Here is an 18,707-nt window from a genome sequence, read left to right on the forward strand (position 1 = left end):
TGCGCTGCAATGGTGGTTGCAGGCCATGCTACCTGCCAGCCGGAAAATCCCAAGGCGCTGGCCGGGCGGCGCCTTGGGCGCGTGTTGCGGTGCGGCTAGTCCTTGACGGGCAGCACCAGAGGCCCGGCTTCCTGCGGCGCATCGTCCTGCCAATCACCCTCGGCCACCCCACGCCACCACGGCTCGACCGCCTCGACCCGGGCCGGCTCGACCGGCTCGCCGAGGCGGGGCATCACCAGTCCCTCCGAGGCGTGCGCCAGCAGCACATCCGCCGGCTGGGACCAGGGGTGCATGGCCAGGTTGAAGGTCCCCCAGTGGACCGGCAGGAGACGCCCGCTGCCCAACTGCTCCCAGGCCCGCAGGGCATTGTCCGGCCCCAAGTGAATATTGCCCCAGGCCGGATGGCAGGCGCCGACCTCGAGCATCACCAGATCGAACGGCCCGAGCCGCCGGCCGATCTCGGCGAAGGCCGGCGAGAGCCCGGTGTCGCCGCTGAAGAACACCGCATGCCGGTCGCCGCGCAGGGCGAAGGACGACCACAGCGTCAAGTTGCGATCGCGCAGCCCGCGTCCGGAATAGTGGTGCGCTGGCGCGGCGGTGATCGCCAGGCCGCCCGGCAGCACGGTACGCTCCCACCAGTCGAGCTCGACGATACGCTCGGCCGGCACGCCCCAGGCCTCCAGGTGCAGGCCGACGCCGAGCGAGGTGACGAAGGGCACCCGCAACCGGGCCAGCGCCCGGATGCTGGGATAGTCCAGGTGGTCGTAATGGTCGTGGGAGATCAGCACCGCATCGAGCGGCGGCAGGGCCGCGATGTCGACCGGCACCGGATGGAAGCGCTTGGGGCCGAGGAAGGGCAGCGGTGAGACGCGCGCGCCCCACACCGGGTCGGTCAGCACCCGGTGGCCGTCGATTTCCAGCAGCACGGTCGAATGGCCGAGCCAGGTGGCCCGCAGCCCGGTTTCGACGGGCCGGGCCCAGGTGGCGCGCGGGTCGATGACGGGGAGTAGCTGTGCCGGCGTGCGGCCCTCACCACGGAACAGGAAGTCGGCCAGCGTCGGCCGCCCCTCGGGCACGCGCTGCACGCTGGCCGGGTAGGTGTTCACGAAGCCTTCGCCGGCATACTGCCGGGAGGCCTGCATGCGTTCGAGCCTCAGCCCATTGGCACGTCGAGTAGAAAACGTCATCTCATTCTCCTGTTCCTAAAAGAGGCTCATTTGGCCTTGAGCTTTGCCGTGTAGCCGCTCTACCAGGGCATGCGGATCGTGGAGGATCGGCTGCAACTGAAGCCGATATATCTGGTTCGACACCCGCAACATGCGATCCCATTCGCCTTGGGTGCCCCTGAACAGTTGCACCGTACCGAGAGTCAAGAAGTAATGGAGGTGGAGCGAAGGGGCGGCGTTATCCTGCCGGCGAGCGCTGCCAACCTCCGGGGATGAACGGCGTGAGCTCGGCGAAACCTTATGACATAGCGAAGCGCACGGTATGGGAAGCCTACCGGCAGGTCAGGGCCAACCGCGGTGCTGCCGGCATCAACGATGAAACCCTCGACGATTTCAAGCGGGACCTGTCAAAGAATCTCTACAAGCTGTGGAATCGGATGTCGTCGGGGTCGTACTTCCCGCCACCGGTCAAGCAGGTAGAGATTCCCAAGGCATCGGGAGGCACGCGCAAGCTGGGAGTGCCCACGGTCGGTGACCGTGTTGCGCAAACCGTGGTCAAGTTTCTCATCGAGCCGGGGCTGGACTCGATCTTCCATCCGGACTCCTATGGGTACCGGCCAGGACGATCGGCGAAGCAGGCGGTGGCGATCACGCGTGAACGCTGCTGGCGATACGACTGGGTGGTGGAGTTTGATATCAAGGCAGCTTTCGATCACATCGATCATGGACTGCTGATGAAGGCGGTGCGCGCGCACATCAAGGAGGACTGGATTCTTCTGTACATCGAGCGGTGGCTGGTTGCGCCGTTCGAAACGGCAGATGGCGCGCGCGTTCCACGCGAGCGTGGTACCCCGCAAGGAGGGGTGATCAGTCCGATCTTGATGAACTTGTTCATGCATTACACTTTCGATACCTGGATGCAACGCACCAGCCCTAACTGCCCGTTTGCCCGCTACGCCGATGATGCGGTGGTGCATTGCCGCAGTCGGAAACAAGCGGAGTACGTGATGCGCTCCATTGCCTCACGGCTGGCTGCCTGTGGCTTGATGATGCACCCAGGGAAATCGAAGGTTGTGTACTGCAAGGACAGTAACCGTGGCGCAGACTATCCGCATGTGAGCTTTACCTTCCTCGGTTTCACCTTCAGGCCGAGGAAGGCACTCAGCAAACAAGACAGGCGCTTCACGAGCTTCCTTCCGGGAGCGAGCGCGGATGCCTTGAAGCGGATGCGGCAAGCGGTGCGCAGGTGGCGACTCAATCGCCAAACCCACGTGACGCTAGCCGACGTGGCTCGGCTCTACAATCCGGTGATACAGGGGTGGTGGCACTACTATGGCTCGTTCTATCGAACGGCCATGCTTGGCATCTTCCAACACATTGACCGCGCACTTGAGCGCTGGGCCCGACGAAAGTACAAGGCCCTTCACAGGAGCAAGCGGCGCATTAGCCAATGGCTGGACAAGATGCGGACGGTGGCACCCCGGCTGTTCCATCACTGGCGAGTGGCCGGGCAGCAAGGTTGGATAACAGGAGCCGTATGACGCGAGAGTGTCACGTACGGTTCTGCGAGCGGCTGTGGGGGCAGATCCTGCGGTCGACTCACCACTTCGGCGCGAAAGCCCACATCGGTGCCGACGAAGACTCGGGCCTGGTGCATAGCGTGGTGGTGACCGCCGCCAATGTTGCGGACATCACCCAGGTCGACAAACTGCTGCACGGCGAGGAAAACGAATGCCGCGCAGATGGTGACGCTGTTTGCCCTATCGAATCTGTGGATGGCCCGCCGACATTTGCTGGCCAGCGCAGGAGAGGTGCGCCTGTGATGCGGAAAGTGGCCGCCGCGGGGTGCTCGCGACGGCTGAAAACACCGAAATGAGCGAGTGATCCGATCATTTTTGATCGGCTCGCCTCTTTCAAAATCGGCGGTGGATGAAGTCAGCCCAAAATACATGGCTACTTCAGACCATCCTTAGCGGCGGACTGATTAGGCGCAAAAAAACGTACGCAAAAACCTTCCTTTATACCAAATGCCTTTGCTTTTTAGAATGTTAATTCGGAAGCGGAATTTGCATCGCTTTTTCGGCAGGCTAGAGTCTAATCTAACAAGCACATTGATGTGCCTCTTGCACGGAGACTGGCGGCCTCCCCCCCGTCACAGGCAGTCCGCCTTGAAACAAGGAAGTGTCATGAACAACCCGATCAAGAATATCGTCATCGTGGGCGGCGGCACTGCGGGCTGGATGGCCGCCTCGTACCTCGTCCGGGCGCTCCAACAGCAGGCGAACATTACGCTCATCGAGTCTGCGGCGATCCCCCGGATCGGCGTGGGCGAGGCGACCATCCCGAGTTTGCAGAAGGTGTTCTTCGACTTCCTCGGGATACCGGAGCGGGAGTGGATGCCCCAAGTGAACGGCGCGTTCAAGGCCGCGATCAAGTTCGTGAATTGGAGAAAGTCTCCCGACCACTCGCGCGACGATTACTTCTACCATTTGTTCGGCAGCGTGCCGAACTGCGACGGCGTGCCGCTTACCCACTACTGGCTGCGCAAGCGCGAACAGGGCTTCCAGCAGCCGATGGAGTACGCCTGCTACCCACAGCCCGGGGCGCTCGACGGCAAGCTAGCACCGTGCCTGCCCGACGGCACCCGTCAGATGTCCCACGCGTGGCACTTCGACGCGCACTTGGTGGCCGATTTCTTGAAGCGCTGGGCCGTCGAGCGCGGGGTGAACCGCGTGGTCGACGAGGTCGTGGAGGTTCACCTGAACGACCGCGGCTACATCTCCAACCTGTTCACCAAGGAGGGTCGGACGCTGGAGGCGGACCTGTTCATCGACTGCTCCGGCATGCGGGGGCTCTTGATCAACCAGGCCCTGAAGGAGCCTTTCATTGACATGTCCGACTACCTGCTGTGCGACAGCGCGGTCGCCAGCGCCGTACCCAACGACGACGCGCGCATGGGGATCGAGCCGTACACCTCCTCGATCGCCATGAACTCGGGGTGGACCTGGAAGATTCCAATGCTGGGCCGGTTCGGCAGCGGCTACGTCTTCTCGAGCAAGTTCACCTCGCGCGACCAGGCCACCGCCGACTTCCTCGACCTCTGGGGCCTCTCGGACAAGCAGCCGCTCAACCAGATCAAGTTCCGGGTCGGGCGCAACAAGCGGGCGTGGGTCAACAACTGCGTCGCTATCGGGCTGTCGTCGTGCTTTTTGGAGCCCCTAGAATCGACGGGGATCTACTTCATCTACGCGGCGCTTTACCAACTCGTGAAGCACTTCCCCGACACCTCGTTCGACCCGCGGTTGACCGACGCGTTCAACGCCGAGATCGTCTACATGTTCGACGACTGCCGAGACTTCGTCCAGGCGCACTATTTCACCACGTCGCGCGAAGACACGCCGTTCTGGCTCGCGAACCGGCACGACCTGCGACTCTCGGATGCCATCAAAGAGAAGGTTCTGCGCTACAAGGCGGGGCTGCCGCTGACCACCACGTCGTTCGACGATTCCACGTACTATGAGACCTTCGACTACGAATTCAAGAACTTCTGGTTGAACGGAAACTACTACTGCATCTTTGCTGGCTTGGGCATGCTGCCCGACCGGTCGCTGCCGCTCTTGCGGCACCGACCGGAGTCGATCGATAAGGCCGAGGCGATGTTCGCCCGCATCCAGCGCGAGGCCGAGCGTCTGCGGACGAGCCTGCCGACGAACTATGACTACTTGAGGTCGCTGCGCGAGGGCGACGCGGGGCTGTCTCGCAGCCAGCCCGGGCCGACGCCCGCGGCGCCGGAAATCCTGTAGTGGAGCGCGCCCTGGGCCGGGTATGCGCATTCGCGGCCACGCACGCTGCCGTGGCGGCCTGCGATCCGCTGCAGGCGCGCTCGCTCGTTCTGCAGCTGCCGGGCCTGAACCGTAACAAGGACGTGCCCGGCATCGTCGGCCTGCTGCGCGAGTTCCTCCCGGCGCGCGGCGTGCCCTCCGGCTGGGGCTTCGTCGAAGCCGCCGCCGCGATGCGGGACATCGGGTTCTTCCTGGGGTCGCTCAAGCGGCACGGACATGAGCCCGTGGACGTGGTGCCCGGGCTTGAGCCGGTGCTGCTCGACTTGGCGCGCGCGACCGACCTGCCGCCGCGCGAGACGCTCCTGCATGTGACGGTCTGGAACCCCACGGCGGCCGACGCGCAGCGGAGCTACACTGGGCTCCGCGACGAAGCGCACCTGCTCGAGAGCGTGCGCATCTCGATGGCGGCCCTCGAGGCGGCCATCGCGGTGACCGTCGAACTGTCCGATGTGCCCCTGCGGTCGCCCGCGTTCGCGCAAGGGTGCGACGAGCTAGCAGCCTATCTGCAGAAAATGGTCGAATCGATCGTCTATGCGTACCGCTTCATCTCGCTGCAGGTCTTCTACGATGAGCTCCGCCCCTTCTACGAACCGATTCGAGTCGGGGGCCAGAGCTACCTCGGCCCCGGTGCCGTAGAAATGCCCCTCTTCGTGCTGGAGCACGTCCTGTGGGGCTCGCAATCGGACGACCAAGCTTATCGAGAATTCAAAGAGACGTACCTGCCCTACGTGCTTCCCGCGTACAGGGCGGTCTACGCTCGGTTCGCTGGGGGGCCGGCGCTCGTCGACCGCGCGCTCGGCGAGGCGCGAGCGGTCGGTGCGCGGGGCGAGCCCGTCCGGGCTGGGCTGGCAGCCCTCGAGCGGGTCTTCAAGGTCCTGCTGCGCTTCCGGGCGCCTCACCTTAAATTGGCGGAGCGGGCGTACGAAGTCGGGCGAAGCGGCCCCGCAATCGGCAGCGGGGGGTACGCGCCCAGCATGCTCGGCGATCTACTCACGCTCACGTGTGCCGCGCGGTCCCGCATCCGCGCCGCGCTCGACGAATCCTGACGCGCGGGGCCATGTGTTATCTCACAAGGAGAGTTTGCCCCATGACTCAGAAGAGCCCCGCGAACGGGCGCGATAGCAACCACTTCGACGTGATCATCCTCGGCTCGGGCATGTCCGGCACCCAGATGGGGGCCATCTTGGCCAAAAAACAGTTTCGCGTGCTGATCATCGAGGAGTCGTCGCACCCGCGGTTCACGATCGGCGAATCGTCGATCCCCGAGACGTCTCTTATGAACCGCATCATCGCTGATCGCTACGGCATTCCGGAGCTCGACCACATCACGTCGTTCTACTCGACGCAACGTTACGTCGCGTCGAGCACGGGCATCAAGCGCAACTTCGGCTTCGTGTTCCACAAGCCCGGCCAGGAGCACGACCCGAAGGAGTTCACGCAGTGCGTCATTCCCGAGCTGCCGTGGGGGCCGGAGAGCCATTATTACCGGCAAGACGTCGACGCCTACTTGTTGCAAGCCGCCATTAAATACGGCTGCAAGGTCCGCCAGAAGACTAACGTGACCGAATACCACGCCGATAAAGACGGCGTCGCGGTGACCACCGCCCAGGGCGAACGGTTCACCGGCCGGTACATGATCGACTGCGGAGGACCCCGCGCGCCGCTCGCGACCAAGTTCAAGCTCCGCGAAGAACCGTGTCGCTTCAAGACGCACTCGCGCAGCCTTTACACGCACATGCTCGGGGTCAAGCCGTTCGACGACATCTTCAAGGTCAAGGGGCAGCGCTGGCGCTGGCACGAGGGGACCTTGCACCACATGTTCGCGGGCGGCTGGCTCTGGGTGATTCCGTTCAACAACCACCCGCGGTCGACCAACAACCTGGTGAGCGTCGGCCTGCAGCTCGACCCGCGTGTTTACCCGAAAACGGACATCTCCGCGCAGCAAGAATTCGACGAGTTCCTCGCGCGGTTCCCGAGCATCGGGGCGCAGTTCCGGGACGCCGTGCCGGTGCGCGACTGGGTCAAGACCGACCGCCTGCAGTTCTCGTCGAACGCCTGCGTCGGCGACCGCTACTGCCTGATGCTGCACGCGAACGGGTTCATCGACCCGCTCTTCTCCCGGGGGCTCGAGAACACCGCGGTGACCATCCACGCGCTCGCGGCGCGCCTCATCAAGGCGCTATGCGACGACGACTTCTCCCCCGAGCGCTTCGAGTACATCGAGCGCCTGCAGCAAAAGCTTTTGGACCACAACGACGACTTCGTCAGCTGCTGCTACACGGCGTTCTCGGACTTCCGCCTATGGGACGCGTTCCACAGGCTGTGGGCGGTCGGCACAATCCTCGGGCAGTTCCGGCTCGTGCAAGCCCACGCGAGGTTCCGCGCGTCGCGCGACGAGGGCGACCTCGATCACCTCGACAACAACCCCCCGTACCTCGGGTACCTGTGCGCGGACATGGAGGAGTACTACCAGTTGTTCAACGACGCCAAAGCCGAGGTCGAGGCCGTGAGCGCCGGGCGCAAGCCGGCCGAGGAGGCCGCGGCGCGGATTCACGCCCTCATCGACGAACGAGACTTCGCCAAGCCGATGTTCGGCTTCGGGTACTGCATCACCGGGGACAAGCCGCAGCTCAACAACTCGAAGTACAGCCTACTGCCGGCGATGAAGCTGATGTACTGGACGCAAACCAGCGCGCCGGCAGAGGTGAAAAAGTACTTCGACTACAACCCGATGTTCGCGCTGCTCAAGGCGTACATCACGACCCGCATCGGCTTGGCGCTGAAGAAGTAGTCGGCCGACGACGACACAAAAACGATGAACGACATTCAATTGGATCAAGCGAGCGTCAAGAAGCATCCCCCGGGGGCGTACGACGCGACCACGCGCCTGGCCGCGAGCTGGTACGTCGCGATGCGCTCGGACGACCTCAAGGACAAGCCGACGGAGTTGACGCTCTTCGGCCGTCCGTGCGTGGCGTGGCGCGGAGCGACGGGGCGGGCCGTGGTGATGGACCGCCACTGCTCGCACCTAGGCGCGAACCTGGCTGACGGGCGGGTCAAGGACGGGTGCATCCAGTGCCCGTTTCACCACTGGCGGTACGACGAGCAGGGCCAGTGCGTTCACATCCCCGGCCACAGCCAGGCGGTGCGCCGGCTGGAGCCCGTGCCGCGCGGGGCGCGCCAGCCGACGTTGGTCACCGCCGAGCGATACGGCTACGTGTGGGTCTGGTACGGCTCCCCGCAGCCGCTGCACCCGCTGCCCGAAATCGCCGCGGCCGACGTCGACAACGGCGACTTTATGCACCTGCACTTCGCGTTCGAGACGACGACGGCGGTCTTGCGGATCGTCGAGAACTTCTACGACGCGCAGCACGCGACCCCCGTGCACGCGCTCCCGATCTCGGCCTTCGAGCTCAAGCTCTTCGACGATTGGCGCCGGTGGCCGGAGGTTGAGTCGCTGGCCCGGGCGGGCGCGTGGTTCGGTGCCGGGATCGACTTCACCGTGGACCGGTACTTCGGCCCCCTCGGCATGCTGTCGCGCGCGCTCGGCCTGAACATGTCGCAGATGAACCTGCACTTCGATGGCTACCCCGGCGGGTGCGTCATGACCGTCGCCCTGGACGGAGACGTCAAATACAAGCTGCTCCAGTGTGTGACGCCGGTGAGCGACGGCAAGAACGTCATGCACATGCTCATCTCGATCAAGAAGGTGGGCGGCGCCCTGCGCCGCGCGACCGACTTCGTGCTGTTCGGGCTGCAGACCAGACAGGCAGCGGGGTACGACGTCAAAATCTGGAACGGGATGAAGCCGGACGGCGGCGGCGCGTACAGCAAGTACGACAAGCTCGTGCTCAAGTACCGTGCGTTCTACCGGGGCTGGGTCGACCGCGTCGCGAGTGAGCGGTGATGCGTGAAGCCGAGCCGGTCTCGGCCGCGTCGCTCCGCCAGGCGCTCGCGAACCTGGCGAGCGGCGTCACGGTCATCACGGCGTACGGCGCGGCGGGCCCGCTTGGGCTCGCGGCCACCAGCTTCGTGTCGGTGTCGCTCTTTCCGAGGTATTCATGACTATCTGGCTGTTGCAACTCGTGCTGGTGATCGCGCTCTGCAACGTCTGCGGCCGCATTGCCGAACGGCTCGGCCAGTGCGCGGTCGTCGGCGAGATCGCGGCCGGTTTGCTGTTGGGGCCTTCGCTGTTCGGCGTGATCGCACCGAGTTTCTACGACGTGTTGTTCGGCCCACGTGCGCTGTCAGCGATGGCGCAAGTCGGCGAAGTCGGCCTGGTACTGCTGATGTTTCAGGTCGGTCTGCATATGGAGTTGGGCGAGACGCTGCGCGGCAAGCGCTGGCGCATGCCCGTCGCGATCGCAGCGGGCGGGCTCGTCGCACCGGCCGCGATCGGCATGATCGTCGCCACCGTCTCGAAAGGCACGCTCGCCAGCGACGCGCCGGCGCTGCCCTATGTACTCTTCTGCGGTGTCGCACTTGCGGTATCAGCGGTGCCGGTGATGGCGCGCATCATCGACGACCTGGCGCTCAGCGCCATGGTGGGCGCACGGCACGCAATGTCTGCCGCGATGCTGACGGATGCGCTCGGATGGATGCTGCTTGCAACGATTGCCTCGCTATCGAGCGGGCCTGGCTGGGCATTTGCGCGCATGCTCGTCAGCCTGCTCGCGTATCTGGTGCTGTGCGCGCTCCTGGTGCGCTTCGTGGTTCGACCGACGCTTGCGCGGCTCGCATCGACTGCGCATGCGGCGCGCGACCGCTTGGCCGTGTTGTTCTGCTTCGTAATGGCGTCGGCACTCGCGACGTCGCTGATCGGATTCCATAGCGCATTTGGCGCACTTGCGGCGGCGCTGTTCGTGCGGCGCGTGCCCGGCGTCGCGAAGGAGTGGCGCGACAACGTCGAAGGTTTCGTCAAGCTTGTGCTGATGCCGGTGTTTTTCGCGTATGCGGGGCTGCATGTGTCGGTCGGCACGATCGACGACGCGGCATCATGGATGTGGTTCGGTGTATTCCTCGCGGGCGGATTCATCGGCAAGTTCGGCGGCAGCTATCTGGGCGCGCGTGCCACCGGGCTTGCGCCACACGATGCGATGCTGGTGAGCTCGTTGATGAATACGCGCGGCTTGATGGAGCTAATCGTCCTGTCAATCGGTCTGCAGATGCAGATCCTTCCGCCAAGGGTCTACACGATCCTCGTGGTGTTCGCGCTGGTGACGACGGCGCTGACCGCACCGCTGGTTCGATTCACGCTGCGCGTGCAATCGCGCGCGACGCCAGCAATCCCGGATGCCGGCAAGTGAAGCGCGCCAGACATGTATACGCCGAGCCCATTTGGAGGCAATTCTCGCTCAGGACGAGGAACCCTTCAGTCGTGCCTGGATGGAGCAGACCTTCGAGCAGTACTGGGACTATGCCCGCCATGTCGTGGGCTGGACCAACAGCATGTTGGTGCCACCCGCCGAGCACGTGCTTCAACTGCTCGGTGCCGCCAGCCAGGTACAGCCGCTGGCCAGCGCCATTACCAATGCTTTCGACGACCCGCGCCAGTTCGCACCCTGGTGGTTCGACGCCGAGCAATGCCATGCCTTTATCACAAAAATGAGCCAACAGGCCGCCTGAGCCAGCTTGAGGGGAGAGATCACCATGAATGCCGCCACCGAAACCAAGGCTCACGATTTGCTCGATGCCGAGGGCCGCGATGTCCGCGAACTGCGCAACTTGCTGGGGCAGTTCGCTACCGGTGTGACCGTGATCACCACGCGCACCGCTGACGGCCGCAACGTCGGTGTGACCGCCAACTCGTTCTCCTCACTGTCGCTGTCGCCGGCGCTGGTGCTCTGGAGCCTGGCACGCACGGCACCGAGCCTGAAGGATTTTTGCTCGGCGAGCCACTTCGCCATCAACGTGCTAGGCGCGCACCAGCACCACTTGTCGGAGCAGTTCGCACGGGCAGCAGCTGACAAGTTCGCCGGTGTAGCTCATTCCTATGGCAAGGCGGGAGCCCCAGTGCTGGACGATGTGGTGGCAGTGCTGGTGTGCCGCAACGTCACCCAGTACGAGGGCGGTGACCACCTGATCTTCATTGGCGAGATCGAACAATACCGATACAGCGGCGCAGAACCGCTGGTCTTCCATGCAGGCCAGTACCGGGTTGCCGCCGCGCATCCGGCACTGGCGAGCTGACACTGCCGATCGTTTGCCGCAAAAGGGGAGAACACCATGAAAATACGTTCGTCGGTAGCGCTGTATGGAGCCTGCTTGTTGGCCGCACATATGATTTACTAGGTTCTGTTGACGTATCAGCGCAGCCATAGCAAAACAGCCGCAAAAGCCAGCATTCCCTTGAAATGGCTGGCCCTCTTCTCATAGCGAGTGGTGATCCGCCGGTAGTGCTTCAGCTTGCCGAACAGGCACTCGATCACGTGCCGCTCCTTGTAGAGATGCCAGTCGCAGGAGCGTTGCTCGATGCGGTTCCGTCTGGCGGGAATGACGGCCTGGATCTGGCGCTCCTTCAGCCAGGCCAGAAGCTGGTTGGCGTCATAGCCCTTGTCGGCCAGCAGTGCCGACGTGACGATCCCCGCCATGAGTGGGATCGCCTGGCTGATATCGGCCGCTTGGCCTTCCGTCAGGATGAAGCGAATCGGTAACCCCAGCGCATCGGTCAACACATGGATCTTGCTGCTGAAGCCTCCTCGCGAACGCCCCAGTGCCTCCTGGGCCGCAGTACTGCTGGCCGCCCCGGCTGCACAGGCATGGGCACGCACGACGGAGCTGTCGATGCAGACGTGCTGAAGGTCAGCGTCCCGAGCCAGTACCGAGTGAAGCCGGTCCCAGACGCCGAGCCGGCACCAGCGGGTGAAGCGTTTGAAAACGCTGTTCCATGAGCCGAGGCAACGAGGCAGCATCCGCCATTGAGCGCCGCTGCGTAGTATCCAGAGCACCGCCTCGACAAAGCGGCGACAGCCGAGAGTACGGGTCAGCCGGATCCCCTTCGTGGCGCTCAGCAGACTTTGGATACGGGACCAGTCGGTATCGCTCAGACGGCTTCTGTCAGTCATGGCAAAAGCCCAGTTTTAGCACTGGGCTTGCGTCAACAGAACCTAGTGGTTAACTTGGGGTTGACCAGCTTTCTGGACGGTGGCTTGCCTGCAGGGCCTGGCTGGTACCTGCAGGAGTTTTTCCTTGATCAGTTGGCAGCGGCTAGCCGTTGCTCGTAGATAGTCTGTCCGAGCGCAGTGAAGGTCATTTGTTGGAAGCCACTGCCATCCAAGCTGAGCACTACCAGCCCTTTGCGCTCCAGGCCACGGGCTGCCCGCTGCTCACCTTGCTCCACCGGCAGCACTGACCCTTCTTTCGGGTCAGGGTAGATATGCTCGATGATCAAGGCGATCAGTTGTTCTTCTCCATAGGAGAGCTTCACTGTGGTCATGGTCGTTTTCCTATTGTCCGAATGCAGTCAGGAGGGGCGACGATTTTTCAAGGCACGCTAATCCGGCCCGGAGGCTTCACATGACCTGCCCCGGTTGGCTCCGGGGGAGAGGCTAGAGCATTTTTACCTTATCCCGATTCATATCCGGCTGCCTCGAAGTAGTGCCTGCAGTCCTGCGCCGAGAACTGCCCGATTGCCTCGCCAATGCTCTGCCACAGCTCCGGCACGGTCCGCGCCGCCGCCTTTCGCAGCAGCGCCTTGAGCTTGGAGAAGGCCATCTCGATCGGGTTCAGGTCGGGGCTATAGGGAGGCAGGTAGCGCAGTGTGGCTCCTGCGCCTTCAATGGCCTGGCGTACCCCCGCGACCTTGTGGGCCGGCAGGTTGTCCATCACCACGATATCGCCGGGCGTCAGCTCGGGAACCAGGACCTGCCCGACATAGGCCAGGAAGGCCGGGCCGTTCATGGCGCCGTCGAGCACCAGCGGGGCAGTTAGCCCGTCCACGCGCAGGCCGGCGGTAAAGGTCGTGGTTTTCCAGTGACCGTGAGGGATCGCGGCCAGGCAGCGCTCGCCGCGAGGGGCCCAGCCTCGCAGGCGGGCCAGGTTCGTCGCGGCGGCGGTTTCGTCGACGAAGATCAGCTTGCGCCAGTCGAAGCCGGGTTGTTCCTCGAACCACTCCTGTCGGGCTGCCTGGACGTCCGGCCGCTGCTGCTCGGCCGCATGCGCGGTCTTTTTTTGAACGTCATGCCGTGCCGGTCGAGAAACGTCCATATCGTCGCCAGGCTGACCCGAATACCGCACTCCCGCTCGAGGGTTGCGGCGAGCTCGGCCAGCGTCAGGTCGGGGGGTTGCTCAAGCAGGCCGAGCAGATAGTCCACATGGGGATCGAGCCGCAAGCCCCGGGGCTTGCCCTGTCGGCGGGCGACGAGTTCCCCGCCTTCCCGAAAGCGCCGTACCCAGACGATCGCCGTCGCCGTGCCGACGTCGAATCGCTCGGCGGCCTGCCGAGCCGACAGCCCGCCCATGGCCGCGTCGACGACGCGTCGGCGAAGATCCGCACTGTATGCCCGAGCCATTCTGGTCTCCTTGTCCGAGCGGGAGAGGAGGACCGAAATGACCAGGAAGAGCAACCCCTGTATGTCGAATTCGTGTTTTCAAAAAATGCTCTAGCAGGCACAGTGCGTAGCTGGCCAGCACGGCAATCAGCAGCAGGATCTCGATGCGCCGCGGGCAGCGGCTTCGATGCAGCCCCAGGCCAAACCCCAGCCGATGGCTCTTCAGGTCGCGGAAGCCTTCCTCGACCTGCATGCGCCGCTTGTAGATCGCCACGACCTGCGCGGCATTCCACTGCTCCTCGGGCAGGTTGCTGGCCAGCAGCCAGGGCTCGCTTTCGCGCTGCGCGTTTTGCCGGCTGCGCTTGTCCCGGGCCACGGTTCCGGTGACGCGCCGGTGCTTGCGCCCCCGCGGCGCATGCTTCACCGCGTAGAGTTGGGTGGACCAGGGCGCCGAGCGCGTCATCTCGAGGCAACCGAGCCGTTTCGGCGACGCCGAGGCCAGGGCGTACAGGCTTTTCACCGGCTGCCAGGGCTGCTCGCCAAATCGGCACAAGTCGCGATTGCGCACACGGCCGACGTAATGCCAGCCCATGGCTTCGATGGCCTGGAACCAGGGCCGCCGGAAGCCGGCATCGGTGACCAGGATGGGCGTGCACCCGGCCGGCAGCATCGCGGCGAGTGCCTCGAGCAGGCGTTTCTGGCAACGCGGGCAGCCCTCGCGCGGATGGACGACTTCACAGACCGGCAGCGAACGTCCGGCCAGCGGGATCGCGGCGCGCAGCAGGAACAACTTGCCGGCGGCATCGATCGGCGACCAGTCCACCAGGATCGGCGGATGCTCGAGCGACCCCAGCAGGGCGCGGAGCATGGCCCAGTAGAACAACCCCCGCTCGGCCTGCAGCTGCCGGTTGCCGAGCAGGCGGTCGACCCGCTTGATGGCATGCTTGGGATAGGCCGAGCCGGGCAGGAAGCGCCCCAGCGCGGTCAGGCTCAGGCAGCGGCCTTGCAGCAGGGCGGCCACCGCGGCCATCAGGGCTTCGAGACGGCGGGCATGGATCGTGAGGAGTGCCTTGGCGAAGGCATCGTGCAAGAATTGGACGGTCTGCATGGGTATGGGGACATCGGTCAGTTTGGCGACAACCAACGTGCCCGCCCATGCAGGCCTCTTCAAGCCATACCCATTTGATTTTTCTGGAAAATTTCTGGGGATCACTCAGGCCCGGGGCGCAGCAACCCAAGCGGGCCACTGCGGGGCGCACGATAGGGATTTCGCTGGCCCGTAGTAGGGTGTGGGGATTGATCTGCGATGGAGTTCGACCGATGACCGAGGAAATGCTCGCCGCTTGGTACACCCTGAACGCTGCTGCTGCGCGCTTACAACGCACGCCGGCCAGCAGGCTCTCTGCTGCGCTGGAGGGGTTGGAGAGCGCGCGCCTTGCGTTCCGTGCGCTGGTCGAGGCCTCGCTGCCCAAGCCGCCGGCCGAGAAGTCGCCGCTGCACGCCCACGACTACGAGGACGCGCCGGCGTGGGCCACGCACATCCTGGAGGGCTTCCCGAGCGACGGAATCTACGTCTATGCCCGCTGGGACCAGGATGGCGAGTGCTATCGAGGTTCCCCGCACGAGCGGCACACGTCGATCAGCTCGTTCGCCATGGTCGGAGGCGACACGGATGGGGACGAGGAGGACTGTGGCTGGCAGGTGGTATCAGCGCGGGGGCAGGCCTTACCGATAGGCGAGCGCCGGGCCGATCAGCCCTGAGAGACGCCTGCTGGCGCTTATCCCCAGCAGGAAAAACGGTTGCGAGAAAATCCGCCTCGCCTTCAAGGTAGCGCTGCTATAGATGCGGGTCTGCTGCTATGATGTAGAAACATGCCTACATTGACGTTAGAGGAGCAGACTATGCCGACGACCATTTCTAGCCGGGAGTTCAATCACGACACCAGCCGGGCAAAGAAGGCCGCGCTGACCGGGCCTGTGTTCATCACAGATCGCGGGAAACCGGCTCACGTTCTGCTGTGCATCGAAGAATATCAGCGACTGACCGGCAGCCAACCCAGCATCATCGACGTCCTGGCAATGCCCGTGGGAGAGGATGTGGAGTTTGAAGCCCCGCGCGCCACGATCAAGACGAAGCCGGTGGATTTTTCTTGATGTTCTTGCTCGATACCAATGTTGTCTCCGAGCTGCGCAAGGCCAAGCAGGGCAAGGCCGATACCGGTGTTGTCGCTTGGGCGCAAAGCGTTCAGGTCGGGGAGTTGTACCTGTCGGCTATCTCCGTGATGGAGTTGGAAACCGGAGTATTGCTGCGTGAACGAAAGGATGCAGCTCAAGGGGCGCTTCTGCGAGCGTGGCTCGATCAGCACGTCCTTCCTGGGTTTGCTGGACGCATTCTGGCAGTGGATACCGCCGTGGCTCTCCGGTGCGCGAGGCTGCATGTGCCGGATCAGAAGAGTGAGCGCGATGCGCTTATTGCCGCGACGGCGCTCGTTCACAGCATGACGGTCGTGACCCGGAATGTGGCGGATTTTGAGCTGACCGGTGTGTCAATCCTCAACCCTTGGAGCCAGCAGTGATGGTAGTTGTAGAGCGTGGACTGGTGCTCGTCCAGGTTCTGGTCGAGGCGAGAGCCCAGCTCCAAAACGATAGGAAATCCGCATGACCCGCCCGCTTTCGATCATCCTGGCCGATGCCTTCGACTATGCCGCGAGGGCCGTTTTCGAGGCTCCGCAGGCGCATGAGCATTATGGTCTTCCTGCCCCAAGCACATGGGATAACTGGGTGTACTGGTGGCGTGGCTTCGCTGCTGGCTTGGCCGGTGATTATGAGTCAACGCCACTGATTGCCCGTCCAACGCCTGGAAAACCTTGAGCCACTTGCCGGCCGACGGCCACGCGTTGAAGCGCTTGTAGACCGAGTTCCAGCTTCCGAAGGCGCTGGGCCGGTCTCTCCAGGGGCAGCCCACACCTCCCGATTCGCACGATTGGCTCCTGGGGATTCTGAATTCGCCGACGGTATCTCAATAACGCGACAGTACCACTCCAACACACAAGACTATCGTTTGACGGCCGGCGCCCAGTGGAACTTTTAAGGCGCGGTGGTGGCCATCCGTTGCGGTGGCGCCTTGCGCCACGCAACGGGCAGCATCAGGTCGAATCGCTGGATCCCGCCGGCATTGCGCCACGGCGCCTCGTGATAGAGCTCATAGGCGCACGTGAGCTCCATCCGGAGTTCGTCGGCCATCGTTGGCAGCCACGCGGTACTCAGTACCCGATAAGTTGAAAAAATCCAGTTGTATGGTGCGTGATGCTCGAGCGTTCCATAGGTACCTAGATTAAACGACAAGCGCGCCAACGCTGAGCGAGGCCGGTCGTGATCGCGCGTGACGATCGCGCAGTCATAGCGGATGAAGTCATTGTTCACGATCTCCGGACTGTCGTACGCGATGCCGACCGCCTGGAACTGCTCGGGCGTGATGTTCTCCTTACGCAGGTAGTCCGCGAAGTGCTGCCAATGCGCCTCCACATTGGCATACGGGCCATAGAAGCGCATCGCAAGCAACGGTATCTCCCCCCACTCGAGCACCCGGATCTGCCCGACGCGTTCCAACTCCTCGGCGGTCGGCACGCTCACCGACTGTCGCGCATGCCGGCGGTACTCGGACGGTACGCGACCAAACTGGGCATAGAACCCTCTGACGAACGCTTCGTGGCTCGCGTAGCCCGCCATGAACGCGATATCGACCACCGATCTATCGGTGATCCACAGGTGCAACGCGGCGTGATCAAGTTTGACCCGGCGGCGGTATGCTGAAGGGGACTCTCCCATTATTTTCTTGAAATAGCGCTGGAAATGATGCGGACTTAGGCTAGCGCTGGTAGCGACGTCTTCGAGACGCATCGACCCGTCAAGCGGTTTCTCCATGAAGCGCACTGCCTTAACCACACGCCAGTCGTCGAGTACCGCCGGCAAAGCGCGGCGCGGACGCGGCTGCATACGGGGACCTGCCTGCGGACACGAGTACAGCAGCTTCGTCTCATCCTCAATAAGCTCGCGTTCGTGGTCAGGATCGGTAACAGTTACAGAGCGGATTGGCATGGGTGCTCAGCCTAGAACATGGATTGGGCTGGATTATCGCTCATTCGAATGTCAGAGGTGAGTCGCCGGGGCGCTCTTGCTCCCTTCCGGCCCAACCGCAACCTTCCGCCCGTGCGGTCCTGGCCTGCGTGAGTTTTGGGTGCACCAACAAGGATCTGTCGCAATAGCGCCGTCTGGTAAGCTGAGCTTTCGAGGCGGAACAGGCCGAGACGCCGATGCCCCTGCTCAACCCAGCGCTAACTCGCGTGCTCAAGCACGTTTGCAATATCCGCTTGAGGTCATGCTCACCTGCGTGCGCGGGTACGTCGCCTACCCCCTGAGCCCGCGGCACCTCGAAGCCATGGTGGCCGAGCGCGGCGTGTCGGTCGACCATTCGACGCTGCATCGCTGGGCACTCAAGCGGCTACCCGCGCTGGAAAAGACGTTTTATCGACGTCAGCAGGCGGTCGGCACGAGTTGGCGCATGGACGAGACCTACATCAAGGTCCGCGGGCCATGGAAGCACTGGTACCGGGCCGTCGATATAGCAGGCAACACTGTAGACGTTCTGCTCCGCGCCAAGCGCGACAAGGCAGCCGCTCGACGCTTCTTGGCTCGTGCAATCGCTCGCCACGGTGAGCCAGAGACCATAACGATCGACAAAAGCGGGGCGAACAGGGCCGTGCTGCAGGCCATCAATACTGAGCGCGAAACACCTATCCAGATACGCCAGGCCAAGTACCTGAACAACCTCGTCGAGCAGGCCTCTCGAGCGATCAAGCGGACTGTTCGGCCCATGCTCGGCTTCAAGCGCTTCCGCTGCGTCCGCTTCATCCTGGCCGGGATTGAAATCATGCACGCCATTGCCAAAGGACAAATGCACTTCGAGGGCAGCATTCGCCCCTCGCCCGCGCAGCAATTTTATTCTTTGGCAGGATAAACCCAGAGCGCCATGTCCCTTCTGGGCTCTCGGTCGTTCTTATTGGGACAGAGCCGGCCTTGGTATCTTCCGGCGCGAATCGCATGAATTATCAAGGTCGATCCGATATGGCTTGCTACATTCAATGCGAGGAGAGCAAAGGAGAACATCGAGCGCCTCATTGGCACAACGGCATGACGAGCCCTTCCGATTC

At 63.4% G+C, this 18,707-nt stretch carries 18 protein-coding genes and 5 pseudogenes; 16 read left to right on the forward strand and 7 right to left on the reverse strand.

Annotation, left to right across the window (positions count from 1 at the left end):
• Positions 1 to 95 precede the first annotated feature (95 nt).
• Positions 96 to 1,187 (reverse strand): MBL fold metallo-hydrolase, encoded by a 1,092-nt coding sequence (locus GCU53_RS24645; protein ID WP_152390188.1) that lies wholly within the window; start codon positions 1,185 to 1,187, stop codon positions 96 to 98.
• 251 nt (positions 1,188 to 1,438) lie between these two features.
• Between GCU53_RS24645 and ltrA the strand changes: the two genes are divergently transcribed.
• The 10 genes and pseudogenes from ltrA (at position 1,439) to GCU53_RS24695 (ending at position 11,197) form a co-directional block, all read left to right on the forward strand.
• The gene (gene ltrA, locus GCU53_RS24650) at positions 1,439 to 2,707 is read left to right on the forward strand and encodes a group II intron reverse transcriptase/maturase (protein WP_152390189.1); all 1,269 of its coding nucleotides are present in this window, start codon (positions 1,439 to 1,441) and stop codon (positions 2,705 to 2,707) included.
• 59 nt (positions 2,708 to 2,766) lie between these two features.
• Positions 2,767 to 2,989: pseudogene (locus GCU53_RS24655) on the forward strand (transposase); the annotation flags it as partial.
• A gap of 363 nt (positions 2,990 to 3,352) precedes the next feature.
• The gene (locus GCU53_RS24660) at positions 3,353 to 4,969 is read left to right on the forward strand and encodes a tryptophan halogenase family protein (RefSeq protein ID WP_152390190.1); all 1,617 of its coding nucleotides are present in this window, start codon (positions 3,353 to 3,355) and stop codon (positions 4,967 to 4,969) included.
• Positions 4,969 to 6,054: a monodechloroaminopyrrolnitrin synthase PrnB family protein gene (locus GCU53_RS24665; protein ID WP_152390191.1), complete on the forward strand. Its 1,086-nt coding sequence runs from the start codon at positions 4,969 to 4,971 to the stop codon at positions 6,052 to 6,054. The genes GCU53_RS24660 and GCU53_RS24665 overlap by 1 nt, the downstream gene beginning before the upstream one ends.
• A gap of 41 nt (positions 6,055 to 6,095) precedes the next feature.
• Entirely contained in the window at positions 6,096 to 7,799 is a 1,704-nt protein-coding gene (locus tag GCU53_RS24670) for an NAD(P)/FAD-dependent oxidoreductase (RefSeq protein ID WP_152390192.1), read from the forward strand.
• A 24-nt stretch (positions 7,800 to 7,823) separates the two neighbouring features.
• Entirely contained in the window at positions 7,824 to 8,915 is a 1,092-nt protein-coding gene (locus GCU53_RS24675) for a Rieske 2Fe-2S domain-containing protein (protein WP_152390193.1), read from the forward strand.
• Positions 8,915 to 9,073: a flavin reductase family protein gene (locus GCU53_RS24680; RefSeq protein ID WP_152390194.1), complete on the forward strand. Its 159-nt coding sequence runs from the start codon at positions 8,915 to 8,917 to the stop codon at positions 9,071 to 9,073. Before GCU53_RS24675 ends, GCU53_RS24680 begins: the two co-directional genes overlap by 1 nt.
• Positions 9,070 to 10,314 (forward strand): cation:proton antiporter, encoded by a 1,245-nt coding sequence (locus GCU53_RS24685; RefSeq protein WP_152390195.1) that lies wholly within the window; start codon positions 9,070 to 9,072, stop codon positions 10,312 to 10,314. Before GCU53_RS24680 ends, GCU53_RS24685 begins: the two co-directional genes overlap by 4 nt.
• A 34-nt stretch (positions 10,315 to 10,348) precedes the next feature.
• A pseudogene (locus GCU53_RS24690) lies at positions 10,349 to 10,633 on the forward strand (styrene monooxygenase/indole monooxygenase family protein); the annotation flags it as partial.
• Positions 10,634 to 10,657: 24 nt separating this feature from the next.
• Positions 10,658 to 11,197, forward strand: coding sequence for a flavin reductase family protein (locus tag GCU53_RS24695; RefSeq protein WP_152390196.1), 540 nt, complete (start codon positions 10,658 to 10,660; stop codon positions 11,195 to 11,197).
• A 116-nt stretch (positions 11,198 to 11,313) separates the two neighbouring features.
• Here GCU53_RS24695 and GCU53_RS24700 read toward each other — a convergent pair whose 3' ends face one another.
• Positions 11,314 to 12,072, reverse strand: a complete 759-nt coding sequence (locus tag GCU53_RS24700; RefSeq protein WP_152390056.1) for an IS5 family transposase — start codon at positions 12,070 to 12,072, stop codon at positions 11,314 to 11,316.
• A gap of 21 nt (positions 12,073 to 12,093) precedes the next feature.
• Here GCU53_RS24700 and GCU53_RS26370 point away from each other — a divergent pair.
• A pseudogene (locus GCU53_RS26370) lies at positions 12,094 to 12,195 on the forward strand (hypothetical protein); the annotation flags it as partial.
• Positions 12,196 to 12,200: 5 nt separating this feature from the next.
• On the opposite strand, the gene GCU53_RS24710 reads toward GCU53_RS26370, so the two are convergent.
• The 3 genes and pseudogenes from GCU53_RS24710 to GCU53_RS24720 all read right to left on the reverse strand — a co-directional run.
• Positions 12,201 to 12,443, reverse strand: coding sequence for a hypothetical protein (locus GCU53_RS24710; RefSeq protein ID WP_040107386.1), 243 nt, complete (start codon positions 12,441 to 12,443; stop codon positions 12,201 to 12,203).
• A 128-nt stretch (positions 12,444 to 12,571) separates the two neighbouring features.
• Positions 12,572 to 13,518 (reverse strand): IS630 family transposase gene (locus tag GCU53_RS24715; RefSeq protein WP_425278150.1). Its coding sequence is split into 2 segments (ribosomal slippage): positions 12,572 to 13,173 and positions 13,173 to 13,518, totalling 948 coding nucleotides; the frame shifts between segments, so codons are not numbered across the junction.
• 91 nt (positions 13,519 to 13,609) lie between these two features.
• Positions 13,610 to 14,605: pseudogene (locus GCU53_RS24720) on the reverse strand (IS4 family transposase); the annotation flags it as partial.
• A 212-nt stretch (positions 14,606 to 14,817) separates the two neighbouring features.
• On the opposite strand from GCU53_RS24720, the gene GCU53_RS24725 reads away from it, so the two are divergent.
• From GCU53_RS24725 to GCU53_RS25620, 4 genes are all read left to right on the forward strand, one after another.
• A complete protein-coding gene (locus GCU53_RS24725) occupies positions 14,818 to 15,258 on the forward strand; it encodes a hypothetical protein (RefSeq protein WP_152390198.1) in 441 nt (146 codons plus the stop codon).
• Between the two features lie 141 nt (positions 15,259 to 15,399).
• Complete coding sequence (locus GCU53_RS24730; protein WP_152390199.1) at positions 15,400 to 15,651, forward strand: type II toxin-antitoxin system Phd/YefM family antitoxin; 252 nt, start codon at positions 15,400 to 15,402, stop codon at positions 15,649 to 15,651.
• On the forward strand, positions 15,651 to 16,073 hold the full coding sequence (locus GCU53_RS24735; RefSeq protein WP_152390200.1) for a type II toxin-antitoxin system VapC family toxin: 423 nt from the start codon (positions 15,651 to 15,653) through the stop codon (positions 16,071 to 16,073). Before GCU53_RS24730 ends, GCU53_RS24735 begins: the two co-directional genes overlap by 1 nt.
• An 82-nt stretch (positions 16,074 to 16,155) precedes the next feature.
• A complete protein-coding gene (locus GCU53_RS25620) occupies positions 16,156 to 16,368 on the forward strand; it encodes a hypothetical protein (protein WP_167520119.1) in 213 nt (70 codons plus the stop codon).
• Here the strand turns inward: GCU53_RS25620 and GCU53_RS24740 are convergent.
• Together GCU53_RS24740 and GCU53_RS24745 are read right to left on the reverse strand one after the other, a co-directional pair.
• Positions 16,349 to 16,459 (reverse strand): annotated as a pseudogene (locus GCU53_RS24740) (transposase); the annotation flags it as partial. The gene GCU53_RS25620 and the pseudogene GCU53_RS24740 overlap by 20 nt on opposite strands.
• Positions 16,460 to 16,584: 125 nt before the next feature.
• A complete protein-coding gene (locus tag GCU53_RS24745) occupies positions 16,585 to 17,595 on the reverse strand; it encodes an AraC family transcriptional regulator (protein ID WP_152390201.1) in 1,011 nt (336 codons plus the stop codon).
• A gap of 215 nt (positions 17,596 to 17,810) precedes the next feature.
• Between GCU53_RS24745 and GCU53_RS24750 the strand changes: the two genes are divergently transcribed.
• Positions 17,811 to 18,514 (forward strand): IS6 family transposase gene (locus tag GCU53_RS24750; RefSeq protein ID WP_244307261.1). Its coding sequence is split into 2 segments (ribosomal slippage): positions 17,811 to 17,849 and positions 17,852 to 18,514, totalling 702 coding nucleotides; the frame shifts between segments, so codons are not numbered across the junction.
• Positions 18,515 to 18,707 lie beyond the last annotated feature (193 nt).

Origin of the sequence: Azotobacter salinestris (assembly GCF_009363155.1) — a bacterium.
Taxonomy (GTDB): domain Bacteria; phylum Pseudomonadota; class Gammaproteobacteria; order Pseudomonadales; family Pseudomonadaceae; genus Azotobacter; species Azotobacter salinestris.

Bases quoted from the DNA above. Each gene is read 5' to 3' on its own strand.
- GCU53_RS24645 (WP_152390188.1), bottom strand. From the start codon at position 1,187: ATGACGTTTTCTACTCGACGTGCCAATGGGCTGAGGCTCGAACGCATG.
- ltrA (WP_152390189.1), top strand. From the start codon at position 1,439: ATGAACGGCGTGAGCTCGGCGAAACCTTATGACATAGCGAAGCGCACG.
- GCU53_RS24660 (WP_152390190.1), top strand. From the start codon at position 3,353: ATGAACAACCCGATCAAGAATATCGTCATCGTGGGCGGCGGCACTGCG.
- GCU53_RS24670 (WP_152390192.1), top strand. From the start codon at position 6,096: ATGACTCAGAAGAGCCCCGCGAACGGGCGCGATAGCAACCACTTCGAC.
- GCU53_RS24675 (WP_152390193.1), top strand. From the start codon at position 7,824: ATGAACGACATTCAATTGGATCAAGCGAGCGTCAAGAAGCATCCCCCG.
- GCU53_RS24680 (WP_152390194.1), top strand. From the start codon at position 8,915: ATGCGTGAAGCCGAGCCGGTCTCGGCCGCGTCGCTCCGCCAGGCGCTC.
- GCU53_RS24685 (WP_152390195.1), top strand. From the start codon at position 9,070: ATGACTATCTGGCTGTTGCAACTCGTGCTGGTGATCGCGCTCTGCAAC.
- GCU53_RS24695 (WP_152390196.1), top strand. From the start codon at position 10,658: ATGAATGCCGCCACCGAAACCAAGGCTCACGATTTGCTCGATGCCGAG.
- GCU53_RS24700 (WP_152390056.1), bottom strand. From the start codon at position 12,072: ATGACTGACAGAAGCCGTCTGAGCGATACCGACTGGTCCCGTATCCAA.
- GCU53_RS24710 (WP_040107386.1), bottom strand. From the start codon at position 12,443: ATGACCACAGTGAAGCTCTCCTATGGAGAAGAACAACTGATCGCCTTG.
- GCU53_RS24725 (WP_152390198.1), top strand. From the start codon at position 14,818: ATGACCGAGGAAATGCTCGCCGCTTGGTACACCCTGAACGCTGCTGCT.
- GCU53_RS24730 (WP_152390199.1), top strand. From the start codon at position 15,400: ATGCCGACGACCATTTCTAGCCGGGAGTTCAATCACGACACCAGCCGG.
- GCU53_RS24735 (WP_152390200.1), top strand. From the start codon at position 15,651: ATGTTCTTGCTCGATACCAATGTTGTCTCCGAGCTGCGCAAGGCCAAG.
- GCU53_RS25620 (WP_167520119.1), top strand. From the start codon at position 16,156: ATGACCCGCCCGCTTTCGATCATCCTGGCCGATGCCTTCGACTATGCC.
- GCU53_RS24745 (WP_152390201.1), bottom strand. From the start codon at position 17,595: ATGCCAATCCGCTCTGTAACTGTTACCGATCCTGACCACGAACGCGAG.